Origin of the sequence: Acetobacter fallax (assembly GCF_011516735.1) — a bacterium.
In the GTDB taxonomy this organism is placed as follows: Bacteria; Pseudomonadota; Alphaproteobacteria; order Acetobacterales; family Acetobacteraceae; genus Acetobacter; species Acetobacter fallax.
Map to the genome: position 1 here is coordinate 48,367 of NZ_WOSX01000011.1, position 19,407 is coordinate 67,773.

The 19,407-nt window shown below is 57.3% G+C and carries 15 protein-coding genes and 1 tRNA gene; 10 read left to right on the forward strand and 6 right to left on the reverse strand.

What is annotated here, in order from left to right; all coding sequences use genetic code 11:
- Window positions 1-22: 22 nt before the first annotated feature.
- The 3 genes from GOB85_RS07845 to ubiA all read right to left on the reverse strand — a co-directional run bounded on the left by GOB85_RS07845 (window position 23) and on the right by ubiA (window position 3,439).
- Window positions 23-1,294: a DEAD/DEAH box helicase gene (locus GOB85_RS07845; protein WP_173577003.1), complete on the reverse strand. Its 1,272-nt coding sequence runs from the start codon at window positions 1,292-1,294 to the stop codon at window positions 23-25.
- A 312-nt stretch (window positions 1,295-1,606) separates the two neighbouring features.
- Window positions 1,607-1,906, reverse strand: a complete 300-nt coding sequence (locus GOB85_RS07850) for a hypothetical protein (protein WP_173576969.1) — start codon at window positions 1,904-1,906, stop codon at window positions 1,607-1,609.
- Between the two features lie 606 nt (window positions 1,907-2,512).
- Entirely contained in the window at window positions 2,513-3,439 is a 927-nt protein-coding gene (ubiA, locus tag GOB85_RS07855; RefSeq protein WP_173577040.1) for a 4-hydroxybenzoate octaprenyltransferase, read from the reverse strand.
- 173 nt (window positions 3,440-3,612) lie between these two features.
- Here ubiA and GOB85_RS07860 point away from each other — a divergent pair, with 173 nt between their 5' ends.
- The 4 genes from GOB85_RS07860 (at window position 3,613) to GOB85_RS07875 (ending at window position 9,100) form a co-directional block, all read left to right on the forward strand.
- Window positions 3,613-4,392 (forward strand): 16S rRNA (uracil(1498)-N(3))-methyltransferase, encoded by a 780-nt coding sequence (locus GOB85_RS07860; protein WP_173577004.1) that lies wholly within the window; start codon window positions 3,613-3,615, stop codon window positions 4,390-4,392.
- Window positions 4,393-4,471: 79 nt separating this feature from the next.
- Window positions 4,472-5,875 (forward strand): glutamate--cysteine ligase, encoded by a 1,404-nt coding sequence (locus GOB85_RS07865; protein WP_173577005.1) that lies wholly within the window; start codon window positions 4,472-4,474, stop codon window positions 5,873-5,875.
- Window positions 5,876-5,878: 3 nt separating this feature from the next.
- Entirely contained in the window at window positions 5,879-7,858 is a 1,980-nt protein-coding gene (locus tag GOB85_RS07870) for a bifunctional 2',3'-cyclic-nucleotide 2'-phosphodiesterase/3'-nucleotidase (protein ID WP_173577006.1), read from the forward strand.
- Window positions 7,859-7,936: 78 nt separating this feature from the next.
- Entirely contained in the window at window positions 7,937-9,100 is a 1,164-nt protein-coding gene (locus GOB85_RS07875) for a bifunctional 2-C-methyl-D-erythritol 4-phosphate cytidylyltransferase/2-C-methyl-D-erythritol 2,4-cyclodiphosphate synthase (RefSeq protein WP_173577007.1), read from the forward strand.
- Window positions 9,101-9,399: 299 nt separating this feature from the next.
- Here the strand turns inward: GOB85_RS07875 and GOB85_RS07880 are convergent, their stop codons facing one another.
- Both GOB85_RS07880 and GOB85_RS07885 read right to left on the reverse strand, forming a co-directional pair.
- Window positions 9,400-9,699 carry a DUF3574 domain-containing protein gene (locus tag GOB85_RS07880; protein ID WP_173577008.1) on the reverse strand — a complete coding sequence of 100 codons (300 nt, stop codon included), beginning with the start codon at window positions 9,697-9,699 and terminating at the stop codon, window positions 9,400-9,402.
- 164 nt (window positions 9,700-9,863) lie between these two features.
- Window positions 9,864-10,712 carry an NUDIX hydrolase gene (locus GOB85_RS07885; RefSeq protein ID WP_173577009.1) on the reverse strand — a complete coding sequence of 283 codons (849 nt, stop codon included), beginning with the start codon at window positions 10,710-10,712 and terminating at the stop codon, window positions 9,864-9,866.
- A gap of 197 nt (window positions 10,713-10,909) precedes the next feature.
- On the opposite strand from GOB85_RS07885, the gene GOB85_RS07890 reads away from it, so the two are divergent.
- The 4 genes from GOB85_RS07890 (at window position 10,910) to fusA (ending at window position 15,925) form a co-directional block, all read left to right on the forward strand.
- Window positions 10,910-12,748, forward strand: coding sequence for an ABCB family ABC transporter ATP-binding protein/permease (locus GOB85_RS07890; RefSeq protein ID WP_173577010.1), 1,839 nt, complete (start codon window positions 10,910-10,912; stop codon window positions 12,746-12,748).
- Between the two features lie 61 nt (window positions 12,749-12,809).
- Window positions 12,810-13,106 (forward strand): hypothetical protein, encoded by a 297-nt coding sequence (locus GOB85_RS07895; RefSeq protein ID WP_173577011.1) that lies wholly within the window; start codon window positions 12,810-12,812, stop codon window positions 13,104-13,106.
- 191 nt (window positions 13,107-13,297) lie between these two features.
- Window positions 13,298-13,609: a 50S ribosomal protein L28 gene (gene rpmB / locus GOB85_RS07900; RefSeq protein WP_173577012.1), complete on the forward strand. Its 312-nt coding sequence runs from the start codon at window positions 13,298-13,300 to the stop codon at window positions 13,607-13,609.
- Window positions 13,610-13,831: 222 nt separating this feature from the next.
- A complete protein-coding gene (gene fusA, locus GOB85_RS07905; RefSeq protein WP_173577013.1) occupies window positions 13,832-15,925 on the forward strand; it encodes an elongation factor G in 2,094 nt (697 codons plus the stop codon).
- 339 nt (window positions 15,926-16,264) lie between these two features.
- Here fusA and GOB85_RS07910 read toward each other — a convergent pair.
- Window positions 16,265-16,339: transfer RNA gene (locus tag GOB85_RS07910), tRNA-Thr, on the reverse strand.
- A gap of 242 nt (window positions 16,340-16,581) precedes the next feature.
- Here GOB85_RS07910 and GOB85_RS07915 point away from each other — a divergent pair.
- Both GOB85_RS07915 and GOB85_RS07920 read left to right on the forward strand, forming a co-directional pair.
- Complete coding sequence (locus GOB85_RS07915) at window positions 16,582-17,793, forward strand: HlyD family secretion protein (protein WP_173577014.1); 1,212 nt, start codon at window positions 16,582-16,584, stop codon at window positions 17,791-17,793.
- Window positions 17,790-19,373 (forward strand): DHA2 family efflux MFS transporter permease subunit, encoded by a 1,584-nt coding sequence (locus tag GOB85_RS07920; protein WP_173577015.1) that lies wholly within the window; start codon window positions 17,790-17,792, stop codon window positions 19,371-19,373. The genes GOB85_RS07915 and GOB85_RS07920 overlap by 4 nt, the downstream gene beginning before the upstream one ends.
- Window positions 19,374-19,407: the final 34 nt, after the last annotated feature.

The window sequence follows — 19,407 nt, forward strand, 5'->3', positions numbered from 1 at the left end:
GAGAGCGCGGTTGTTGTCGTGCTCAGTCGCTGCGCCTGCGGAGAGATTGTGGTTTCGTCGGGCGTGTCGCGGGGGTGCCAGGTGGTAATGCAGGCACGGGCAGCACTGCCAGTTTGATGCCGAGTTCGGATTCGATTTTGCGCATGGTTTTGCGTTCCGCCGCGGCACATAATGTAGCTGCCCACCCTTGCCGACCCGCCCGCCCTGTGCGGCCGATGCGGTGCACATAAATATCGGACTGAGTCGGAGGAGCCATGTTGATGACCTGGCCGACCTGTTCGACGTCCAGGCCTCTGGCGGCAATATCGGTCGCAACGAGAATCATGGCTTTACCGCTTTCAAAATCCTGGACAGCGGCATTCCGGGTGGGCTGGCTCAGGCGGCCATGTAGCACAACGGCACTGAGTCTGCGTTTTCGCAGATAATGAGTCAGCGTATCCGCTTCGTCTCGCGTAGTGACGAATATGATCGCACTTCGATCAGGATGGCGCCGGAGAAGAGCTTCAGCTGCCATGGGTTTATCCTGCGACTCAACAAACAGAATGGCTTGCCGCACGGACGGTCTGGTGCCGCTTTCGGGTTCGATATGCAGTGGTTTGTGAAGAAAATCCTGCGCAGCGGACGCACTCTCGGCCGAGAGTGTTGCGGAAGCCAGAATAGTCTGGCGATGTTGCGGGAGCAGCGCATGAATGTTCTGCATTTCCTCCCTGAATTCAGAGGTCATCAAACGGTCACCTTCATCCAGGATCAGGTGACGACATGAGGTGATATCGATCTGCTCTCGTCGCAGAAGGTCGAGAAGCCGGCCTGGTGTGGCAACGATGATACGGGTGTCAGCAGGTGGTACACCCGCATCCTCCTCTGGTTCGATGTGTTTCGGCTTCCGACCGCGGCCAGACTCCGCCGGAACTTCATGAGCGCCCCCGTAGACGGCGAACGGGATGAGACCAGGCCGGGAGGCAAGGAGACGGCCCATTTCAGCAACCTGCCGGGCGAGTTCCCGTGTCGGAACGATAATGAGCGCCGTTGGTGTTTTCTTCCGGCTCATAATGTCCATGAGAGGCAACAGATAACTTGCTGTCTTACCTGTTCCGGTCGGGGCAAGGATCCGGGCATCGGATCCTGACAGGACGGCAGGAATGGCCAGCCGCTGGATTGGTGTAAGCACCCTGAGGCCAGCCTCTGCAGCATGTCTGACCAGGTCGGCGTTCAGCCCCGGTTCTCCGGATGAAGACCTGTCCGGTTTTGGTGTGCTGATCTGGCCGGAAGGAGAAGCAACAGAGCCGGGTGACATTTGGCATTTCCTGAAAAGAGGTGTGAGGTAGTCAGTGCTGAGCCGGTTTTGTACGGGATAAATGCCCCACATCTGATGCATATGCCAAAACGCAGGCACGGGCGCCACATTTCGTGACGCCCGCGCCTTCCAGTCGAACTCCGGCGCGTTCGACTGGTGCTCACATTACCCATTCCGGTTTGTTCAGTTCGGCGTTTCCCACAGTCGTGTGGATGGCCATTTCAGGCTGTGGCGTGCTGCATCCCCTTTCGGTCAATCGACGTTTCGGATCGGCAGAATCGAAAGGGCCGGAGTTTCAGCCTGATACACAGGTCAGGCGACTTTTGCATGATAGGGCACAGGCTCCATACGCAGCATAGATTGTCTGCGGGTTTCGATAGCGCGCCAGCTGATCGGATGTCCGACAGCCAGCGGTTCGAAACCCGCCTGCTCCCGGGCAATACTGCATGCTTTGAAATGAGTATTGTGCTGTATTTTCTGTGATTTTCGATGAATAAAGCTCCGACTGACTCCAAGAACTTTTGCCGCATTTCGAAGTGTCATCTTCTTTTTATCAAGAAGAAAGACAAGTTTTTCATCCAAGTCGGAAGACCAAGTCAGGGCGCGAGGCATAAATACTCTCTCTTGTTTGCCGTGAATGGGTGAACGGCGCCATTATTCCGATACCAGTTAAAAAGCGAAGCTGAGAATTCACGTTTCATTAACGTTCTTGCTGATGTTGCAATAATTATGAGTGGAAAAAAAGTTTTTGTGTTTGTTGTTATCGTATTTTCAATAGATTATTTATTTTTATCTTTAGAAATTTATTATGAAATAAGAAGATTTATTTTATGGTGAAAAATTTTATAAATAATACAATGGGGCTAAAATTGAGCCGGATACAGAGTCTCATGTAACACGTTTAAAATCTTTGTTAGACGCTACATCATTGAAAATTAAGGTTTAATTTTAGGTTCGGCGTCGTGGCTCAAAGTTCCCGGCAATCAGCGGATACGTTGTGAAAATTGTTACAGAAAAACCCATGGATTATAACGGGTTCTGGCCGTCAATTACTTTGAAATATTAATTTCTGAGTATATGGACGAATATAGACATGAAGAGCCTGCGGGCGCGTTTTCTATGGTCGCGCAGTTCTTTTTTCCAGTCTGGCAACGTGAGATCAGGCTTCTGCGACGCAATCTGCGACTCTCACTCCGGATCGTCGATCGGGAGTGGAGGTCAGGTCAGCAGTCCCGCAAGGCAGGCAAAAGCAATGCCAAGCCCGATGTTGCGGTTTGCGCGGAACTGCGCGAGGCAAAGCGCCGGATCGCCAGGGTTCACGAGCGCTGCTTGTCTGAAAAGCATACCGATGCAAAATAAAGCGGCCAGGTAGAACCCGAAGCCGGTATGGGCGAATATGCCTGCGAGAAGCAGCGCGCCTCCGGCAGATCCATAGCAGATGCCGACGAAAACGCGGGCCCGACCTGCCATAAGACGAGACGTGGATTTTACCCCGATACGAGCGTCGTCATCCATGTCCTGGAAGCCGTAAATTGTGTCGAAACCGAGCTGCCAGAGGATTGTAGCGAGGTAGAGAGCCGCCTGAGCCAGGTCGCAGCGATCTGTTGCCGCCGCATATCCCATCGGCGCACCAAATCCGAATGTGAATCCCATGACCAGTTGCGGCCACCAGGTGAAGCGCTTGGCGAGCGGGTAAAGCCCGACCAGCAGAAGCGATGAAGCACCAAGGACCTGTGAAAGCGGATTTAACTGAAGCAGGATCAGAAGGCCGATCAGCAGCAAAGCAGTCAGGAAAAGTGCCGCGTGTCTCATTCGCAAAGCACCCGACGCCAGAGGCCTGCCCGCTGTGCGGGCAACCTGGCGGTCGATATCACGGTCCCACATGTCGTTCACGACGCAACCTGCAGATCGCATCACAATGCTCCCGATCCCGAAAAGCACCAGAAGGCGGAGGCGCTCATCAGGCGAAATGCCTTTTTCGGCTCCGGGCAGGAGGATGCCCCACGCTCCGGGGAGAAAGAGCAGCCAGGTGCCAATCGGGCGATCCAGCCGGGCGAGGAGAGCATAAGGTCGTATCAACGGCGGAAGACGTGAAATCCATCCGGTGGCGCGAATGTCGGTATGCGGGGTTACAGTGCCTGGCACCGTGTTCTCTCCGGCAGAATTTAAAGATACGGTCGATGTGCGATCCGCGTCGGCAGACTTGACCTTCAGGCCAATCCCGTCGAAATCGCGCCGATTGATGCGGATCGACCTCGTCGCGGTCAATGGCTGATCTCGTCGAGTTCAGGAAATGCTACCAGGCAGAGGATGCCGCAATGTCGACTCTGCATACGCTGCCTCGTCTGTTTATTGCCCCGGAAGCGCCGGAGCGTGCCGGGGAGAGTGCCAGACCTGAGATGATCCGCGCCATGTCACCCGAACAGGCCCGGTATCTTGGCACTGTCATGCGGCGAGGCGAAGGAGACGAGGTCCGCCTGTTCAACGCGCATGACGGGGAGTGGCTCGCGCAAATCACCAGCCTGCGCCGCGATCGGGGTAATTTTATTCTGCGGGAGAGGCTGCGGGAAGCTGCGGCCGAAGAAGGACCCGTTCTGGCGTTTGCCCTGCTGAAGCGGGATGCAACCGATCTGGTAATCCGCCTGGGAACAGAACTTGGCGTCAGCCGGTTTATTCCGCTCATCACAGAACGCACGGTCGGCCAGCGTGTGAATGGCTCACGCCTGGAATCGATTGCGACAGAAGCCGCGGAGCAGTGCGAGCGACTGAGCGTGCCCAACATTGACGCCCCGATCCGTTTTATGGATTTCCTTGGTCAGTGGCCTGAAAAAAGCCGGCTTTTTGCCGCCGTTGAACGCTTCGATGAGAGAGATATTGCGGATAAAACCGGAGAAAAAAGACCCGGGTTGTTCTCAGGAGCAGTGCCGGAAGATGGAATTCTTATCGGGCCAGAAGGTGGGTTCAGCACGGCAGAGCTTGACGCCGCGCTTGCCCGCCCCTTTGTTACGCCCATAACACTGGGCAACAGAGTTCTGCGTGCCGAGACAGCCGTCGCCGCTGCGCTCGCTCTGTTCGATGCCCGGATCCGAAACGCTTGAGGCGGCGGCTGCCTGCCGGAACAGGATATCCCTGTTTCAGCACGGGGGCGGGCCGTCCTGACTGGAAGCCCCAGCGCTGATGTCAAACCCTGCTGATCAGGACGCTCGCCCCATTGCGTCCACAAAGGAACTCGCCGACGTGCTGGCGTCGGGCTGCAAACCCCGGGATTCCTGGCGGATCGGCACAGAACACGAGAAGTTTGGCTTTGTGCGCCCTGAAGCTGCAACGGATAAACGTCGCGCTTTCTCGGCACCGCCTTACGCACCTGGCGGAATTGAGGACCTCCTTAACGCGACGGAACGGCAGGGTGACTGGACGCCGATATGGGATGAAAAGGCAATCATCGGACTGAAAGGGCAGGGCGTGAATCGCGGCGGAGCGATTTCACTGGAGCCTGCCGGACAATTCGAACTGTCCGGTGCCCCTCTGGCCAGTCTGCATGAAACCGCTGATGAGTTTTCCCGGCATTTCAGGTTGCTCCGTGAGCCGGCACGTAAGCTCGGGCTGGGCTTTGCACCCCTGGGCTTCCACCCTCTGGCCAGCCGCGCTGACCTGCCCTGGATGCCGAAAAGCCGCTACGCGATCATGCGGAAATATATGCCGCAGGTTGGCTCGCTCGGGCTCGACATGATGCAGCGGACCTGCACCGTGCAGGTCAATCTTGATTTCGCCTCCGAGACCGACATGGCACGGAAGATGAAAGTTTCTCTGGCGTTGCAGCCAGTCGCAACCGCTCTGTTCGCCAATTCGCCATTCTATGAAGGCAAACCGAACGGATGGCTGTCCAATCGTGCGCGCATCTGGACCGATACAGACAATGCGCGGTCAGGCATGCCTGAAATATGCTTCAGCGACAGTTTCGGATTCGAATCCTACGTTGAGTGGGCGCTCGACGTCCCGATGTATTTTATCGTTCGCAACGGCAGGCTGATCGATGTTGCGGGCCGGTCATTCCGGGCCTGGCTGGCCGGCGAACATCAGGATGGCCTTGACGGATTCACGCCGGCAATCGGAGATTTCGAGGATCACCTGACCACAGTGTTTCCAGATGTGCGGCTGAAGACATTTCTTGAAATGCGGGGCGCCGATGCCGGTTCGCCAGAGATGATGCTGGCCCAGTCAGCCCTCTGGGTCGGGCTTCTGTACGATGATGCTTCTCTTTCAGCGGCAGAATCCCTGATGCGTGAACATACGGCAGAAAGCTATCGGACGCTCCGTGGTGATGTTCCGGCTCGTGGTCTTGATACGCCGTTTGGAAGCGGTACGGTGAGGGATGTGGCGGCGCGTATGGTTGCGATTGCAGCCGACGGCCTGCGGGCGCGTAATCTGCGCGATGCTGACGGGCGCGACGAGACACTCCACCTTGCACCGCTATTTGAGATTGCAGCCGGCGGGCCGACCCAGGCGGAACACTGGCTTGCCCGATATGAAGGCCCATGGGCCGGCGACACATCCCGCATCCTGCTCGAAGCAGAAATCTGAGCGATGTGGCGTTTCCGTCGTCGCGGGCTTCTGGCGACGGGGAGCGCCGTCCTCGCCGAACTCACGCTGCCCCTGAGGGCGTTGTCGCAAAGCATCGGCCGTGCCGGATCTCATGAGGGCGATAAAACGGTGACATCCCCGCTCGTCAGACTGCGTCTGATGGAGACTTCTGATCTTCATATGTTCGTTTATGCCTGGGATTATTATCGGGCGCGGGAAGACAACTCCGTGGGACTTGTCCGCGTTGCCAGCCTGATCCGCGCGGCACGGGCGGAGGCACGTAACAGTCTGCTTTTCGATAACGGAGACATTGTTCAGGGCAATCCGCTCGGCGACTACCTCGCCCTTCCAGGGCGTATGAAAAAAACCGGCGGACATCCGATGTTCCGGGCCATGAGCCAGCTTGGCTATGATGCCGCAACATTCGGGAACCACGAGTTCAATTACGGGCTGCCATTTCTCGATGAAGCCTTACGGAGCGCGGATTTTCCGTTTGTCTGCGCCAATGCCGAACATCCCGACGGGACGCCCCTTGTTCCACGCAGTGTCGTGCTGGACCGCAATGTTGCCGATGAAACGGGTCAGATCCATCGGCTGAGAGTTGGCGTCATCGGTTTCCTGCCGCCACAGATTGTGACCTGGGATGCCATGCATCTGACTGGTCGCGTCCGCACAACCGACATTGTCGAGGCTGCCCGGCAATATGTGCCGGAATTGCGAACCCGCTGTGACCTGCTGGTCGCGCTTTGTCATTCCGGTATTTCAGCGGCCCCGCGTCAGGGGAATGAGGAAAATGCCGCACTTTATCTGGCCGAAGTGCCGGGTATCGATGTGGTCTTCACCGGACACGCCCATCAGGTTTTCCCTGGTCCGGATTATGAGGGGCTGCCGGGTGTCGATGCGAAAGCCGGCACACTCGCCGGGAAACCCGCCGTGATGCCGGGTTTTTGGGGTAGTCACCTCGGTGTGATTGACCTGAAATTACGACGTGAGGTTTCAGGCTGGACTCTGGAAGGATTCCATAGCGAGGTCCGACCGATATACATGCGTGAGTCAGGCAACGTGATGCCGCTCGCGCAGGATGATGCTCTTACTGCCGCAGTTGCCTTGCCCGCACATAAGGCGACCATTGCCTGGATGGCGCAGCCGGTCGGGGCCACCAGCATGCCGCTCAATACGTATTTCACCTTCCTTCAGCCCGATCCATGCCTTGCTCTCGTGAACGCAGCGCAGATCGGGTACACGCGTCCGATTCTGGCGCATTCAGATGCTGCATCTCTGCCGATCCTGTCGGCAGCGGCGCCGTTCAATGCCGGTGGCATGTCACCGGATGCCTTTGTCGATATCCCCGCAGGCCCGCTGACGATGAGGGATCTGGCGAATATCTATACCTTCGCCAATACAATCAGCGTCGTGCGCTGCACCGGTGCTGAAGTGAAGGAGTGGCTTGAACGATCGGCCATTATCTTCAATCGCATTGTGCCCGGCCTGGCTGCACCGCAGAAACTTCTTGCTCCCGGATTGCCCGCCTATAATTTCGATGTCATCGCCGGTGTCACATATGCGATCGATGTGACACAGCCACCGCGTTATACACCGGACGGTGTGCTCGTTGCTCCGGACGCCCACAGGATCGCGGATCTGCGCTTTAATGGGAAGCCTGTCGATCCGAAGCAATCCTTTGCCGTGGTCACCAACAACTACCGGGCGGGTGGTGGCGGCCATTTTCCGGGGACGGGAAGCGATCACATGGTGCTCACTGCACCTGATGGCAACAGAGATGCTGTTATCAGATACGTAGCCGGCCAGAAGATCGTTAATCCGTCTGTTGCTCCGGTCTGGCGCTTCGCGAAGCCGCCGCTGGCCACCACCGTGTTTATCGAGGTGCCCGCAGCCGCCTCTCATGTCGTCCATAATGATACGTTGCACCGGCTCGGTGACGGAACGAACGACCTTGTGCGATATGCACTGACTCTTGCGTGATCAGTTGTACCCGGCCGGGGGTGCTGTCCGCTCAGGGCGCTTGACGTCAGCAGCTTCCGCCCGCATTGCTTCCGCATCATGCGTGTCGCCGTCATTCTCCTCGCCGCCGGACTGGGCAGTCGTTATGCTGCCTCCACCGGTGCCAGTACCGCCAAGCAGTTTGTGACGCTTGCCGGTCGTCCTGTTATTCGTCATGCCGCCGAGGCGCTGGCGCCCCATGTCGCGCTCCTGCAGCCAGTGGGTGATCCTGATCTTCTGAACGAAGCGCTGGATGGATTGCCTGTCCTTCCGGTCGTTGCCGGTGGCGCAGAACGTCAGGACAGTGTCCGGGCTGGCCTCGAAGCGCTGGATGCGCTTCCGGAAGATCAGAAACCGGATCTCGTGCTGGTCCATGACGGTGCCCGCCCGTACGTTCCGGCGCAGCTGATCCGGGGCGTGATCGCAGCTCTGAGCGAGCATCCGGGAGCTATTCCGGCCGTGCCCGTGGCTGATACCCTCAAGCGTGCTGAGAACGGTGTGATTACTGGGACAGTTTCGCGGGACAATCTGTTCCGCGCTCAGACTCCGCAGGGGTTCCGCTTTGCCCTCCTGCGTGATCTGCACCGTTCAGCCGTCGCGCAAAGCGGTGCCTCGGCGACTGATGACGCATTACTGCTTGAAAGTGCAGGTTTCAGCGTCGCCCTGGTTCCGGGTTCCGAAGACAATATCAAGCTGACTTATGAGGAGGATCTGGTGCGTCTGGAACGCCTGATCGGCCCGGCCCTGCTGCCGCGCACCGGCTTCGGTTACGATGTCCATGCTTTTGCCGAGAATCGGCCGCTGATCATCTGCGGCATCAATGTGCCTCACACGCGCGGACTCGCAGGGCATTCCGACGCGGATGTCGGAATCCATGCCCTGTGTGACGCGATTTATGGCGCGCTGGCGGAAGGCGACATCGGCCGGCATTTCCCGCCCAGTGAGAATGAATGGAAGGATGCCGACAGCGCCCGCTTCCTTGTCCATGCCGGTGAACTCATTCGCAGCAAGGGCGGTATGCTGATCAATGCCGACGTTACGCTGATCTGCGAACGCCCGAAAATCGGCCCTCATGCAACTGCCATGCGCGAACGGATGGCGTCTTTGCTACAGGTCGATGTCGACAGAATATCCGTCAAGGCAACAACGTCCGAGCGTCTCGGTTTTACCGGTCGCGAGGAAGGAATCGCCTGCACGGCAACGGCAACCGTTCTTGTTCCCTGAAATCGGAGACCAGTCTGTCAGACTGGAGCTGGCTTTACCCACCTGATCTCTTGTATATCTGATACCAGTTGAGGCTGACATACGGAACGAGAGCCGCAGGGGGGCTCCGCCTCACACCCCGTCAGAGATGCAGCCCTTCGGCATCCGGTTTGTTACTCAACAGATCAGGGCGAAGGGGCCGACCTGCGGTCCCTTCCCGGTCCGGGCAGAGTCCGGGCATCTTTATTGACGGCTGGTCTGAGTCTCGCCGGACACAGCTACTCTTCAGACCCGGAATGGGATGTGAATTCCGGATAATATCAGAAAGACGAGCATACCGGGCTGACAACCAGCCCGACAGCCTGCTGCTGAAAGCGTGTTTTATACTCCTCCCGGATTGCAGAGAGTTTTCCCGCAAGATCGGGCATGTCGTCGGTCACGACCCATATAAGCCGTGACGGCTCCGTGCCGATCCGCCCGGTTTCCCTGTCCTGCCACTGGCCCGTAACATTCTGAATGGTGAGCCCGGCCGGGAAACGCGGTGTGACCACATCGCGCAGGAAATCCTGCCATTCCGCCTCTGCGACGATCCCCCCATGCGGGCGTGTCAGGCCAAACATGAGTGTTATTTTGATATCTCGCCTGGCGCCTGACGCAACGCAGATCTCCGGAAGAGATGTGACTGTCGACGGACTCAACGCTGCTGATGGCAATGGAGCGACCGGAGCGTGACATCCGGTGGCGAGTAAACCGACTGCTGTCAGGGATATCCACGATGATCTCGTCACACGCCATCCATTTCCACGTTGCCGTGCAGTTCACGACGGAGTGTTTTTCCTCCTGGTGACTGTGGATCGATAAGTCCTTCACGCAGAAAGAGATCAATCAGCACGAGATTGACGTTGAACTTGAACTCGTCAGTGTCCCGGACAAGCCGGAAAACTTCCGCGATGGGAAGAAGCAGAAATTCCTCCACTTCACCATCCGCCGGTTCCGGCGTGAACATATCGGGCAGAACAAGATCGTAACATACCAGAAGATCACGACGCAGTCCTTCAGGACGGTCGAGCGTGTAGCGAATCGTGCCGACCTGTCGCGCACCCTCCATGATGTCCGGTGGCAGGCTCGCTTCTTCCGCGGCCTCCTTGATGATCGCGTCATGCGGAGTCAGTCCTGCGGACACCCCACCGGCCACGAGGTGGTCAAGTTTCCCCGGATCAAGGCGCTTGCTTCGTGACCGGCGTGCGACCCAGAGATGCAGGCCGTCATCGCGGCGTACAAGACCGTTGAGATGAACGCCGACAGCAAGAAGCCCGAAAAGCGGCAGAGCACCCCGGTCGATTCGCGCTACAGGGGGCGTCCCTTCGGCAATAATCACGTCGAACAGTTCATGATGCGACCGGTACAGGCCATCATCCGCAAGACGCTGCCCGAGAGCCTCCAGCTGTGAAGGATCGGCCAGAGAGAAGGCATTCCCATCCGCGAGTCCCAGCTTTTCAAGGGCCGGGGCGATTCGTGGATCAACGAAACCGGCATCCTGCCCCGCCAGTCGGAAGACGGGACGCGTGTCTGGCTGAATGGCTGTATTACAGGCGGTGATATGGCGCGCGAAGCCGCTGACGTCACTGCTCATCACTGATTTTCCCTGAAAATATGAGGGCGGAATGTAACGGGAAAGATCGGGGTATGACGACCTTCCAAACTGACAGGAGCAACCTGTGCGCTGCTTTGTTTTTCCTACGGGGAGACCTGTGGGCTGACAATGCCGCATAACCTGACGACGCGATCACGAGGGGTTGCAAAACGAAGGGAAACTGCCACATCGGGCGCATGAGTCCCCCATCGATAGCTGCTTCACGCCCGACAAAACCTGTCGGTCTCACTCTTTCCCGACTGCTGCCTTATTTGTGGCCGCGTAACGATCCGGGCCTGCGGCTCCGTGTGATCCTGGTGATCGCGCTGATGGTGCTGGCCAAGGTCGTGACGGTCGCTGTGCCGTGGCTCTACAGCCGGATTATCGATCATCTGTCGCTACCTGCGACTGTTGCGACCGTACCGCTCCTTCTGATCACCGGATACGGACTCGTCCGCATTCTGTCCTCCGCGTTCAATGAACTGCGCGACGCCGTGTTCGCGCCGGTGCGTTACAGAGTCGCACGTGATGCGGCGATGCGCAGCTTTGTCCACATGCACCAGTTGTCACTGCGCTTTCATCTGGACCGGCGCACCGGTGGTGTAACACGCGCGATTGAGCGCGGCACCGAAGCCGTGGAAACATTGCTGCGGATGAGCCTGATCATTGTGCCCACGCTTCTGGAGGCGTTCATGGTGATCGGCCTGATATGGGCCGTATTCGACTGGCGCTATGCCGGGATGATCCTGCTGGCAGTGATAGCGTATGTCGGCTTCACATTTGCTTTCACATCATGGCGAATCGGCATTCGCCGACGGATGAACGACATTAACAGTGAGGCAACGGGAAAGGCGCTCGACAGCCTGCTGAACTATGAAACGGTCAAATATTTCGGCAACGAGGCCCACGAGGCCGGACGGTACGGTGATGCCCAGACACGTTATGCCCGTGCGGCGACACAGACCCAGTATTCCCTCGGCCTGCTGAATTTTGGACAGGCGGCGATCATCGGTATTGCGCTGACACTGATCATGCTGATGGCCGGAGCGGACGTTTCGGCAGGCCGCCTGACTGTGGGTCGATTCGTGCTGGTGAATACCTACCTGCTGCAATTGTACGCACCCCTGAATTTTCTCGGTTCGATTTATTCCTCGATCCGCAACGCTCTCGTCGATCTGGAACACATGTTCGGGTTGCTGGAGGAAACGGTAGAAGTCGCGGACCCGGCCCGGCCTGTTCCCATTGCCGCAAGACTGCATGATGCGCCGCCCGTCAGCGTCGCCTTCAGGGACGTTCATTTTGGCTACCGGCGCGATCGTGAAATCCTGCACGGAATCAGCTTTTCGGCGGCTCCCGGCACGCTTATTGCCATTGTCGGACCAACCGGCGCGGGGAAATCAACCATCAGCCGGTTACTGTTCCGGTTCTATGATGTGTGGTCCGGTCATGTGATGATTGATGGCCACGATGTCCGGGATTACCGGCAGGCTGATCTGCGTGCGGCAATCGGTGTCGTGCCACAGGATACGGTGCTGTTTAACGACACGATCGGATATAATATTGGCTATGGGCGTCTTGATGCCACGCAGGAGGATATTGAACGCGCCGCCAGCCTGGCTCAGATTCACGATTTCATCGTGTCGCTTCCGGAAGGGTATCATACCCGTGTTGGAGAACGCGGCCTCAAGTTGTCCGGCGGCGAAAAGCAACGCGTCGCGATCGCCCGGACAATCCTGAAAGATCCGAGACTGCTGATCCTGGATGAAGCAACAAGCGCGCTGGATACGCATACGGAACGCGAAATACAGTCCGCGTTGCGTGCGGTTTCTGCCGAACGTACCACGGTCGTGATCGCGCACCGTCTTTCCACGGTGGTCGATGCGGACGAAATACTGGTGCTGGCCAGTGGCCGCGTGCAGGAGCGTGGTCGTCATGGGGATCTCGTGGCGGCAGGCGGCCTCTATGCTGGCATGTGGGCCGCCCAGGATGCCGCAACAGGCCCGGATCAGGACGTGCCGGACGAATTGCCGGCCTGACTGGCAGAGCCGGAACAGGGCGCACGGTGCATGAACCGGCGTCAGCAGGAGATGAGACGTTATGACAGAGAATAAAACCGGAGCGGGAGATCTTCCCGATTCAGGCCCTGAAGCCGGGCAGGTTTCAGAAGAACTGACCAAATGCGCGATGGTGGTGGAACACGCCATCGAACATCTGCTGGAAGAGAATCATGCGCCGCTTGCCGTAGCGTCCGCGCTTCTGGGCGGTTCGCTCGGGTTGCTGGCACGCACGATGGATCGTGATACCATCCTGAAAATCCTGGACAGCGCCGTGCAGAGTGTCCGCACCGGCGAACTGCAGCAGGCTGAGAACGACCGTCGCGCGGGAAGCGCCTGATCAGTCAGCGAAGGCGCGGAACGGCGGCAGACGGACTGACGGGCAGTCAACCGGCACATTCCTGCCGGTTGACTGCCATAGTTTGCTTGACTGCGCGGCATGCCTCCGTCATAAGCCGCGCCTGATCGTGAAGGATAAATGCCGGGCATAGCCTCGGCCCCTGTTCTTTTTTTTGACCGAGGAAGTTAACCATGTCCCGCCGTTGCGAGATCACTGGCAAGGGTGTCCTGACGGGCAACAACGTCAGCCATGCCAACAACAAGAGCCGTCGCCGTTTTCTGCCGAATCTGCAGGAAGTGTCGGTTCTTTCCGATATTCTGGGCGCTTCGGTTCCGATGCGCGTCAGCACCCGCGGCCTGCGGACGATTGAGCATAATGGTGGCCTTGATGCCTTCCTGCTCGACACGCCGAATCGTAATCTTACGGTTGAAGCTCTGGTCATCAAGCGTCGCATCCAGCGTGCAAAGGCTAAGAAGCTTGCCGGCGCAGCTGTCGCTGCCTGATGTGATGGCCTCGGGCGCGCGCTGTCGTGTCGCCCAAGGCCTTTTCTGATCGCCCTGCATCCGCACTGGTTGTGAAAAAGCAATCTTTGCGGCGGTGGCCGGACCCGAATCGAGGTGTCCGCCATATTTTGGGCAGAGGCGCGGGGAGAGATCTCTCCTGCCGCGCCTGATGTGTTTTTGCCCTGTCTGCTTTCTGGCCCAGCCGTTTCCCGGAGAAAACCCGTGTCCGCCCAGTCCGAACTCTCGAAAATCCGTAATATCGGGATTACCGCGCATATCGACGCGGGCAAGACCACAACGACCGAGCGTATTCTGTATTACACAGGGGTGTCGCATAAGATCGGTGAGGTCCACGAGGGAAACACCACGACCGATTACATGGCGCAGGAGCGTGAGCGTGGCATCACGATCACGTCCGCTGCTGTGACCTGCGAGTGGAAAGACCATCGCATCAACATCATCGACACGCCGGGTCACATCGACTTCAACATCGAAGTGAACCGTTCGCTGCGCGTGCTCGATGGCGCGATCTTCATTATTGAAGGTGTCGCGGGCGTGCAGCCGCAGTCAGAAACCAACTGGCGTCTGGCCGATCGCTACAACGTGCCCCGTATCATCTTTATCAACAAGCTTGATCGCACGGGCGCCAATTTCTACCATGCATTCGATACGCTGAAAGAGAAGCTGGATATCGTCGCGATTCCGCTGCAGCTTCCGATCGGGGCTGAAGAGAATTTCCTTGGCGTTGTCGATCTGGTCGAGATGAAGGCGATCGTCTGGGAAGGCGGCGAACTCGGCGCGAAGTTCCACGATGAAGAAATTCCGGCTGATCTGAAAGAGAAAGCTGCAGAAGCCCGTCAGAATCTTCTCGATACGGCTCTCGCTGTCGATAACGATGCGATGGAAGAGTATTTCGAGAAGGGCGACGTTTCTGTCGAGACTCTGAAGAAGTGCATCAAAAAGGGCACGATTTCGGGTGAGTTCCGGCCGGTTCTTTGCGGCACGGCCTTCAAGAACAAGGGCGTTCAGCCTCTGCTCGATGGCGTCATCGACTATCTTCCGGCTCCGGACGATGTCGAGGGCATTCGTTGTGCGCCGCCGGAAGATGCTGGCGATGATCTTGATGAGAAAAAGCTGCCGATCATTCCGGTTGATCCGAATGGCAGGTTCGCTGGTCTTGCGTTCAAGATCATTAATGACAAATACGGTACCCTGACTTTTGTGCGCGTCTATCGCGGCGTGCTGAAGACTGGCGACACGGTTCTGAATACGACCAAGGGCCACAAAGAGCGTATCGGCCGCATCTATCAGATGCATGCTGACAAGCGCGAAGAGCTCTCGGAAGTTCATGCCGGTGATATCGCCGCTTTTGTCGGTCTGAAGGACACCCAGACGGGTGACACCCTGGCCGATCCGGCCGATCCGGTGGTGCTGGAGCGCATGAGCTTCCCGATCCCGGTCATTGATCTTTCCGTCGAGCCGAAGACCAAGGACGGCGTTGAAAAGATGACGCTGGCTCTGCAGAAGCTGGCCGGTGAAGATCCTTCGCTGCGTCTGAAGACGGACCAGGAAACAGGCCAGACCATTCTGTCCGGTATGGGCGAACTGCATCTCGACATCATCATTGACCGTCTGCGTCGTGAGTATGGCGTTGAGGCGAATGTCGGCGCACCGCAGGTGGCCTATCGTGAGACGATCACAAAGCCGCACATCGAGATCTATACCCACAAAAAACAGTCGGGTGGCTCGGGTCAGTATGCTGAGGTGAAGATCGAGTTCGTGCCGCAGGAGCGGAACGAGGGCATTGCTTTCGAGAACAAGGTCGTCGGCGGAACGGTGCCGAAGGAATATATCCCGGCTGTCGAAAAAGGCATTCGGGTGCAGTCCACGAGCGGCGTCCTTGCTGGCTTCCCGACGGTGGATTTCAAATTTACTCTGCTCGACGGTAAGTACCATGATGTCGATTCGTCGGCTCTGGCCTTCGAAATCGCTGCTAAAGCATGCTTCCGTGAAGGCATGAAGCTGGCAGGTCCGGTGATCCTGGAGCCGATCATGGACGTCGAAGTCACGACCCCGAATGATCATGTCGGTGACGTGGTAGGCGATCTCAACCGTCGTCGTGGCATGATCCAGAGCCAGGAAACAGCGGGTTCCACTGTTATGGTCCGCGCTCAGGTGCCATTGAAAGAAATGTTCGGCTACATTTCGCATCTGCGTTCGATGACAAAGGGACGTGCATCATTCACAATGCAGTTCCATCACTACGATCCGGTTCCGCGCAACGTTGCGGAAGAAATCATGGCAAAATCCTCCTGATTTTTGTCCGGATGACGATGAGAAAAGCCGGCCGGCTGGGCCGGCTTTTTTTATGTCTGGCAGAAAGAATTCAGATAATACGAACTGGCGTAATGCTGGCAGGCTTGCTGATATCGTTTCACGCAGCTCAGCCAGCATATGCTCGCTGAAACGTACAGCCTGACACCCATGAACGGTGATTCGTTTGCTTGCCGGTCGGTGGCAGCAGCGCGTCTGTCGGTGTTGCGGAATGGTTCTGCCGGATAAAAAAGCCAGAGGCTGTTTCGCGGTGTTGTGGTTACATCGACACACGCAGAAATTTTTATAGCTAAAGCCAGTAAACCAGCGATGCGCAGAAAGTGGTGCCGGGTGAGGGATTTGAACCCCCGACCTTCGGTTTACAAAACCGCTGCACTACCACTGTGCTAACCCGGCAACATGCCTGTTCAAAGGCATGAAAGGACATCACTGCCCGCGCACCTTTTGCCTGCACCTAAACGGGCGGTCAAGAGTCATCGGAGTTCTGTCCGGGACTGTATAATCGTTATGTTCGTATTCTCTGCGACTTGATGGCAGAGCATGGGCGTGCGAAAAACTGACCGAACCGATCGGTCAGCGCCGTAATGCACTGAAACGTGGCCGGTCGACGACATTTCAAGCGCGCAGACGGAGACCGCATGGCCGACGAACAGCATGATCATGGTGCAACCGAATCGACAGATTCGGGCGGTGCCTCTTCGACGAAGGCCGGGTCGGGCAAAGCACCTAAAAAGAAAAGCAATCCCCTTGTCCGGGTGATCATGATTCTTGTCCTGCTTCTCATTATTGCCGGCGGCGTTGCGTACTGGTTCCTGCACCGGTTTGAAATCGAGACGGATGACGCCTTTACCCAGGGGCGCGCTGTTACGATTGCGCCTCATGTGGCCGGATACATCACAGAGCTCCTGGTAGACGACAATCAGTTCGTGCATGCCGGGCAATTGCTCGCGCGCATCGATCCTCGCGACTGGCAGGCTGACCGTGACAAGGCCGCGGCCGCTGTTGCACAGGCAGAAGCATCCGTTGCGGCGAATCAGATGATGCTGCAGGTCGCGGAAAAGAACTTCCCCGGGCGTCTGCTCGCCGCCCAGGGACAGCTTGCCGCCGCTAAAGCCCAGGAGTTCCGTGCAGAAACTGATTATAAGCGCCAGCATTCCGTCATGCGCGCGGCAACGTCACAGCAGGACATTGACTACTCCAGAGCTTCGCTTGATGCGGCACGCGCCCAGGTAACGGAAGCGCAGGCTCAGGTTGAGATCGCCGCACCAGTTATTCCGAACGTTTCGAACGCGAAGGCTATGGTGTCCGGGCAGGAATCTCAGCTCGCCAACGCCAGAGCCCAGCTTGTCCGTGCGGAACTGAATTTGCAGTGGACAGAAATCCGTGCGCCGCATGACGGCTGGATCTCTCAGCGCAATGTTGAGGCCGGTCGGTATGTGTCCACAGGCCAGAGTCTGTTTTCGATCGTCGAACCCGAAGTGTGGGTGATCGCGAATTACAAGGAGACACAGATCACCAGCATGCGTCCCGGTCAGGTGGTCGATATCTCTGTTGATGCCTACCCGTCACATGAACTGCACGGCCATGTTGATTCGTTACAGAAAGGAACCGGTGCAACCTTCAGTGCTTTCCCGCCGGAAAATGCGACAGGAAACTACGTGAAGATCGTGCAGCGTGTGCCGGTGAAAATCCGCATTGACAGCGGGCTCGATCCGGAAGTGCCCCTGGCACTGGGTCTTTCCGTTGTGCCGGTCGTCCACACCGATACAACCCCGACACGCGGAGCCAATGGTCGCATTGTTGACCGTGATCCGCAGCATGGTCGTCAGCCGGAGCCACAGTCACCATGAGCGCAGCTTCCGGTAGTGAAGGCAAAAAGTCCGACGACTGGAAACCGAAACATAATCCATGGCTGATCGCTTTCGTGGTCACCATGGCGGCGTTCATGGAAATCCTGGACACAACCATCGTTAATGTGTCTCTTCCACATATCGCCGGTAGCCTGTCGAGCACCTATGACGACGCCACCTGGACGCTGACATCCTATCTTGTCGCCAATGGCATCGTGCTGACCATTTCCGGCTGGCTCGGCAAACTGTTCGGGCGGAAGAATTATTTCATGGTGTGTATCGCCATGTTTACCTTCACCTCTTTCCTGTGTGGTATTTCCAGCAGTCTCGCTGAGCTGATCGTCTTCCGCCTGCTTCAGGGCTTCTTCGGGGGAGGGCTGCAGCCAAACCAGCAATCCATCATTCTCGATACATTCCCACCTGAAAAACGTGCGGCCGCTTTTGGTCTCACAGCCATCGCGACAGTGGTCGGTCCGGTACTGGGTCCAACACTTGGCGGCTGGATTACCGATAATTTCTCCTGGCGATGGATTTTTTTCATCAACGTACCGTTCGGTATCGTCACAACTATCGCTGTGGCTTTCCTCGTCGATGACCCGCCATGGGCCGTAAAGCGTCGCGAACCGATCGATGTAATCGGCATCAGTCTGATCACACTGGGTTTCGGCTGTCTTGAGGTCATGGTCGATCGGGGTGAGGACGACGACTGGTTCGGTTCAAACTTTATCTGCATCATGGGCGCACTGGCCGCGTTCGGGATCATCGGTGCCGTTGTCTGGCTGCTAAAGACAAAACAGCCTGCGGTGAATCTGCGGGTGTTCAAAGATCGTAATTTTGCCGTGGCGACCTTTCTGATGGGCGCGATGGGCGCGCTGCTCTACTCATCAGCCATCATTGTTCCGCAGTTCGCTCAGCAGGTCATGGGTTACACGGCGACGCTGTCCGGTCTCGTTCTCTCACCCGGCGGCATCGCAGTCATCTTCCTGATCCCGATAGTCGGCAAGCTGATGACAGTCATGTCTGTGCGAATGATCATCGCAATCGGTTTTACGCTTATGGGAATCGCGCTGTTCTGGTCGGCGCATCTCGTGCCTTATCTTGATTTTCGGCATCTCGTGCTGTTCCGCATGAGTCAGACGGCCTGTCTGGCGTTTCTTTTCGTGCCGCTTTCCACGATCGCATATTCGACATTGTCCCGGGATATGAACGCCGACGCCTCGGCACTCTTTTCGATGGTTCGGAATTTTCTCGGCTCTCTGAGTATTTCCGGCGCAACGGCACTGATCACCGAACGGCGGCAGGCTCATCAGTCAGATATGGTGCACTGGATGACACCGTTTCATCAGCCGTTTAATGATTATCTCGCACGGGGTCAGCAGTTTGCCCTCGACCACAACCAGCCACAGGCGGCCAGCGCGCTGGCACAGCGGCATTTGTTCGTCGATTTCAGCCAGCAGGTTGCCATGCTGGCTTATAATGAAGCCTTCATGATTTTCGGTATTGCAGCACTTTGCGTCGTGCCTTTCTGTTTCCTTCTCTCGCCGATTAAAGGCGACGGGAAAGCGACTGCAGCACACTGACGAAAGCAGAAAATGGACGCGCCGCCTCCTCCTT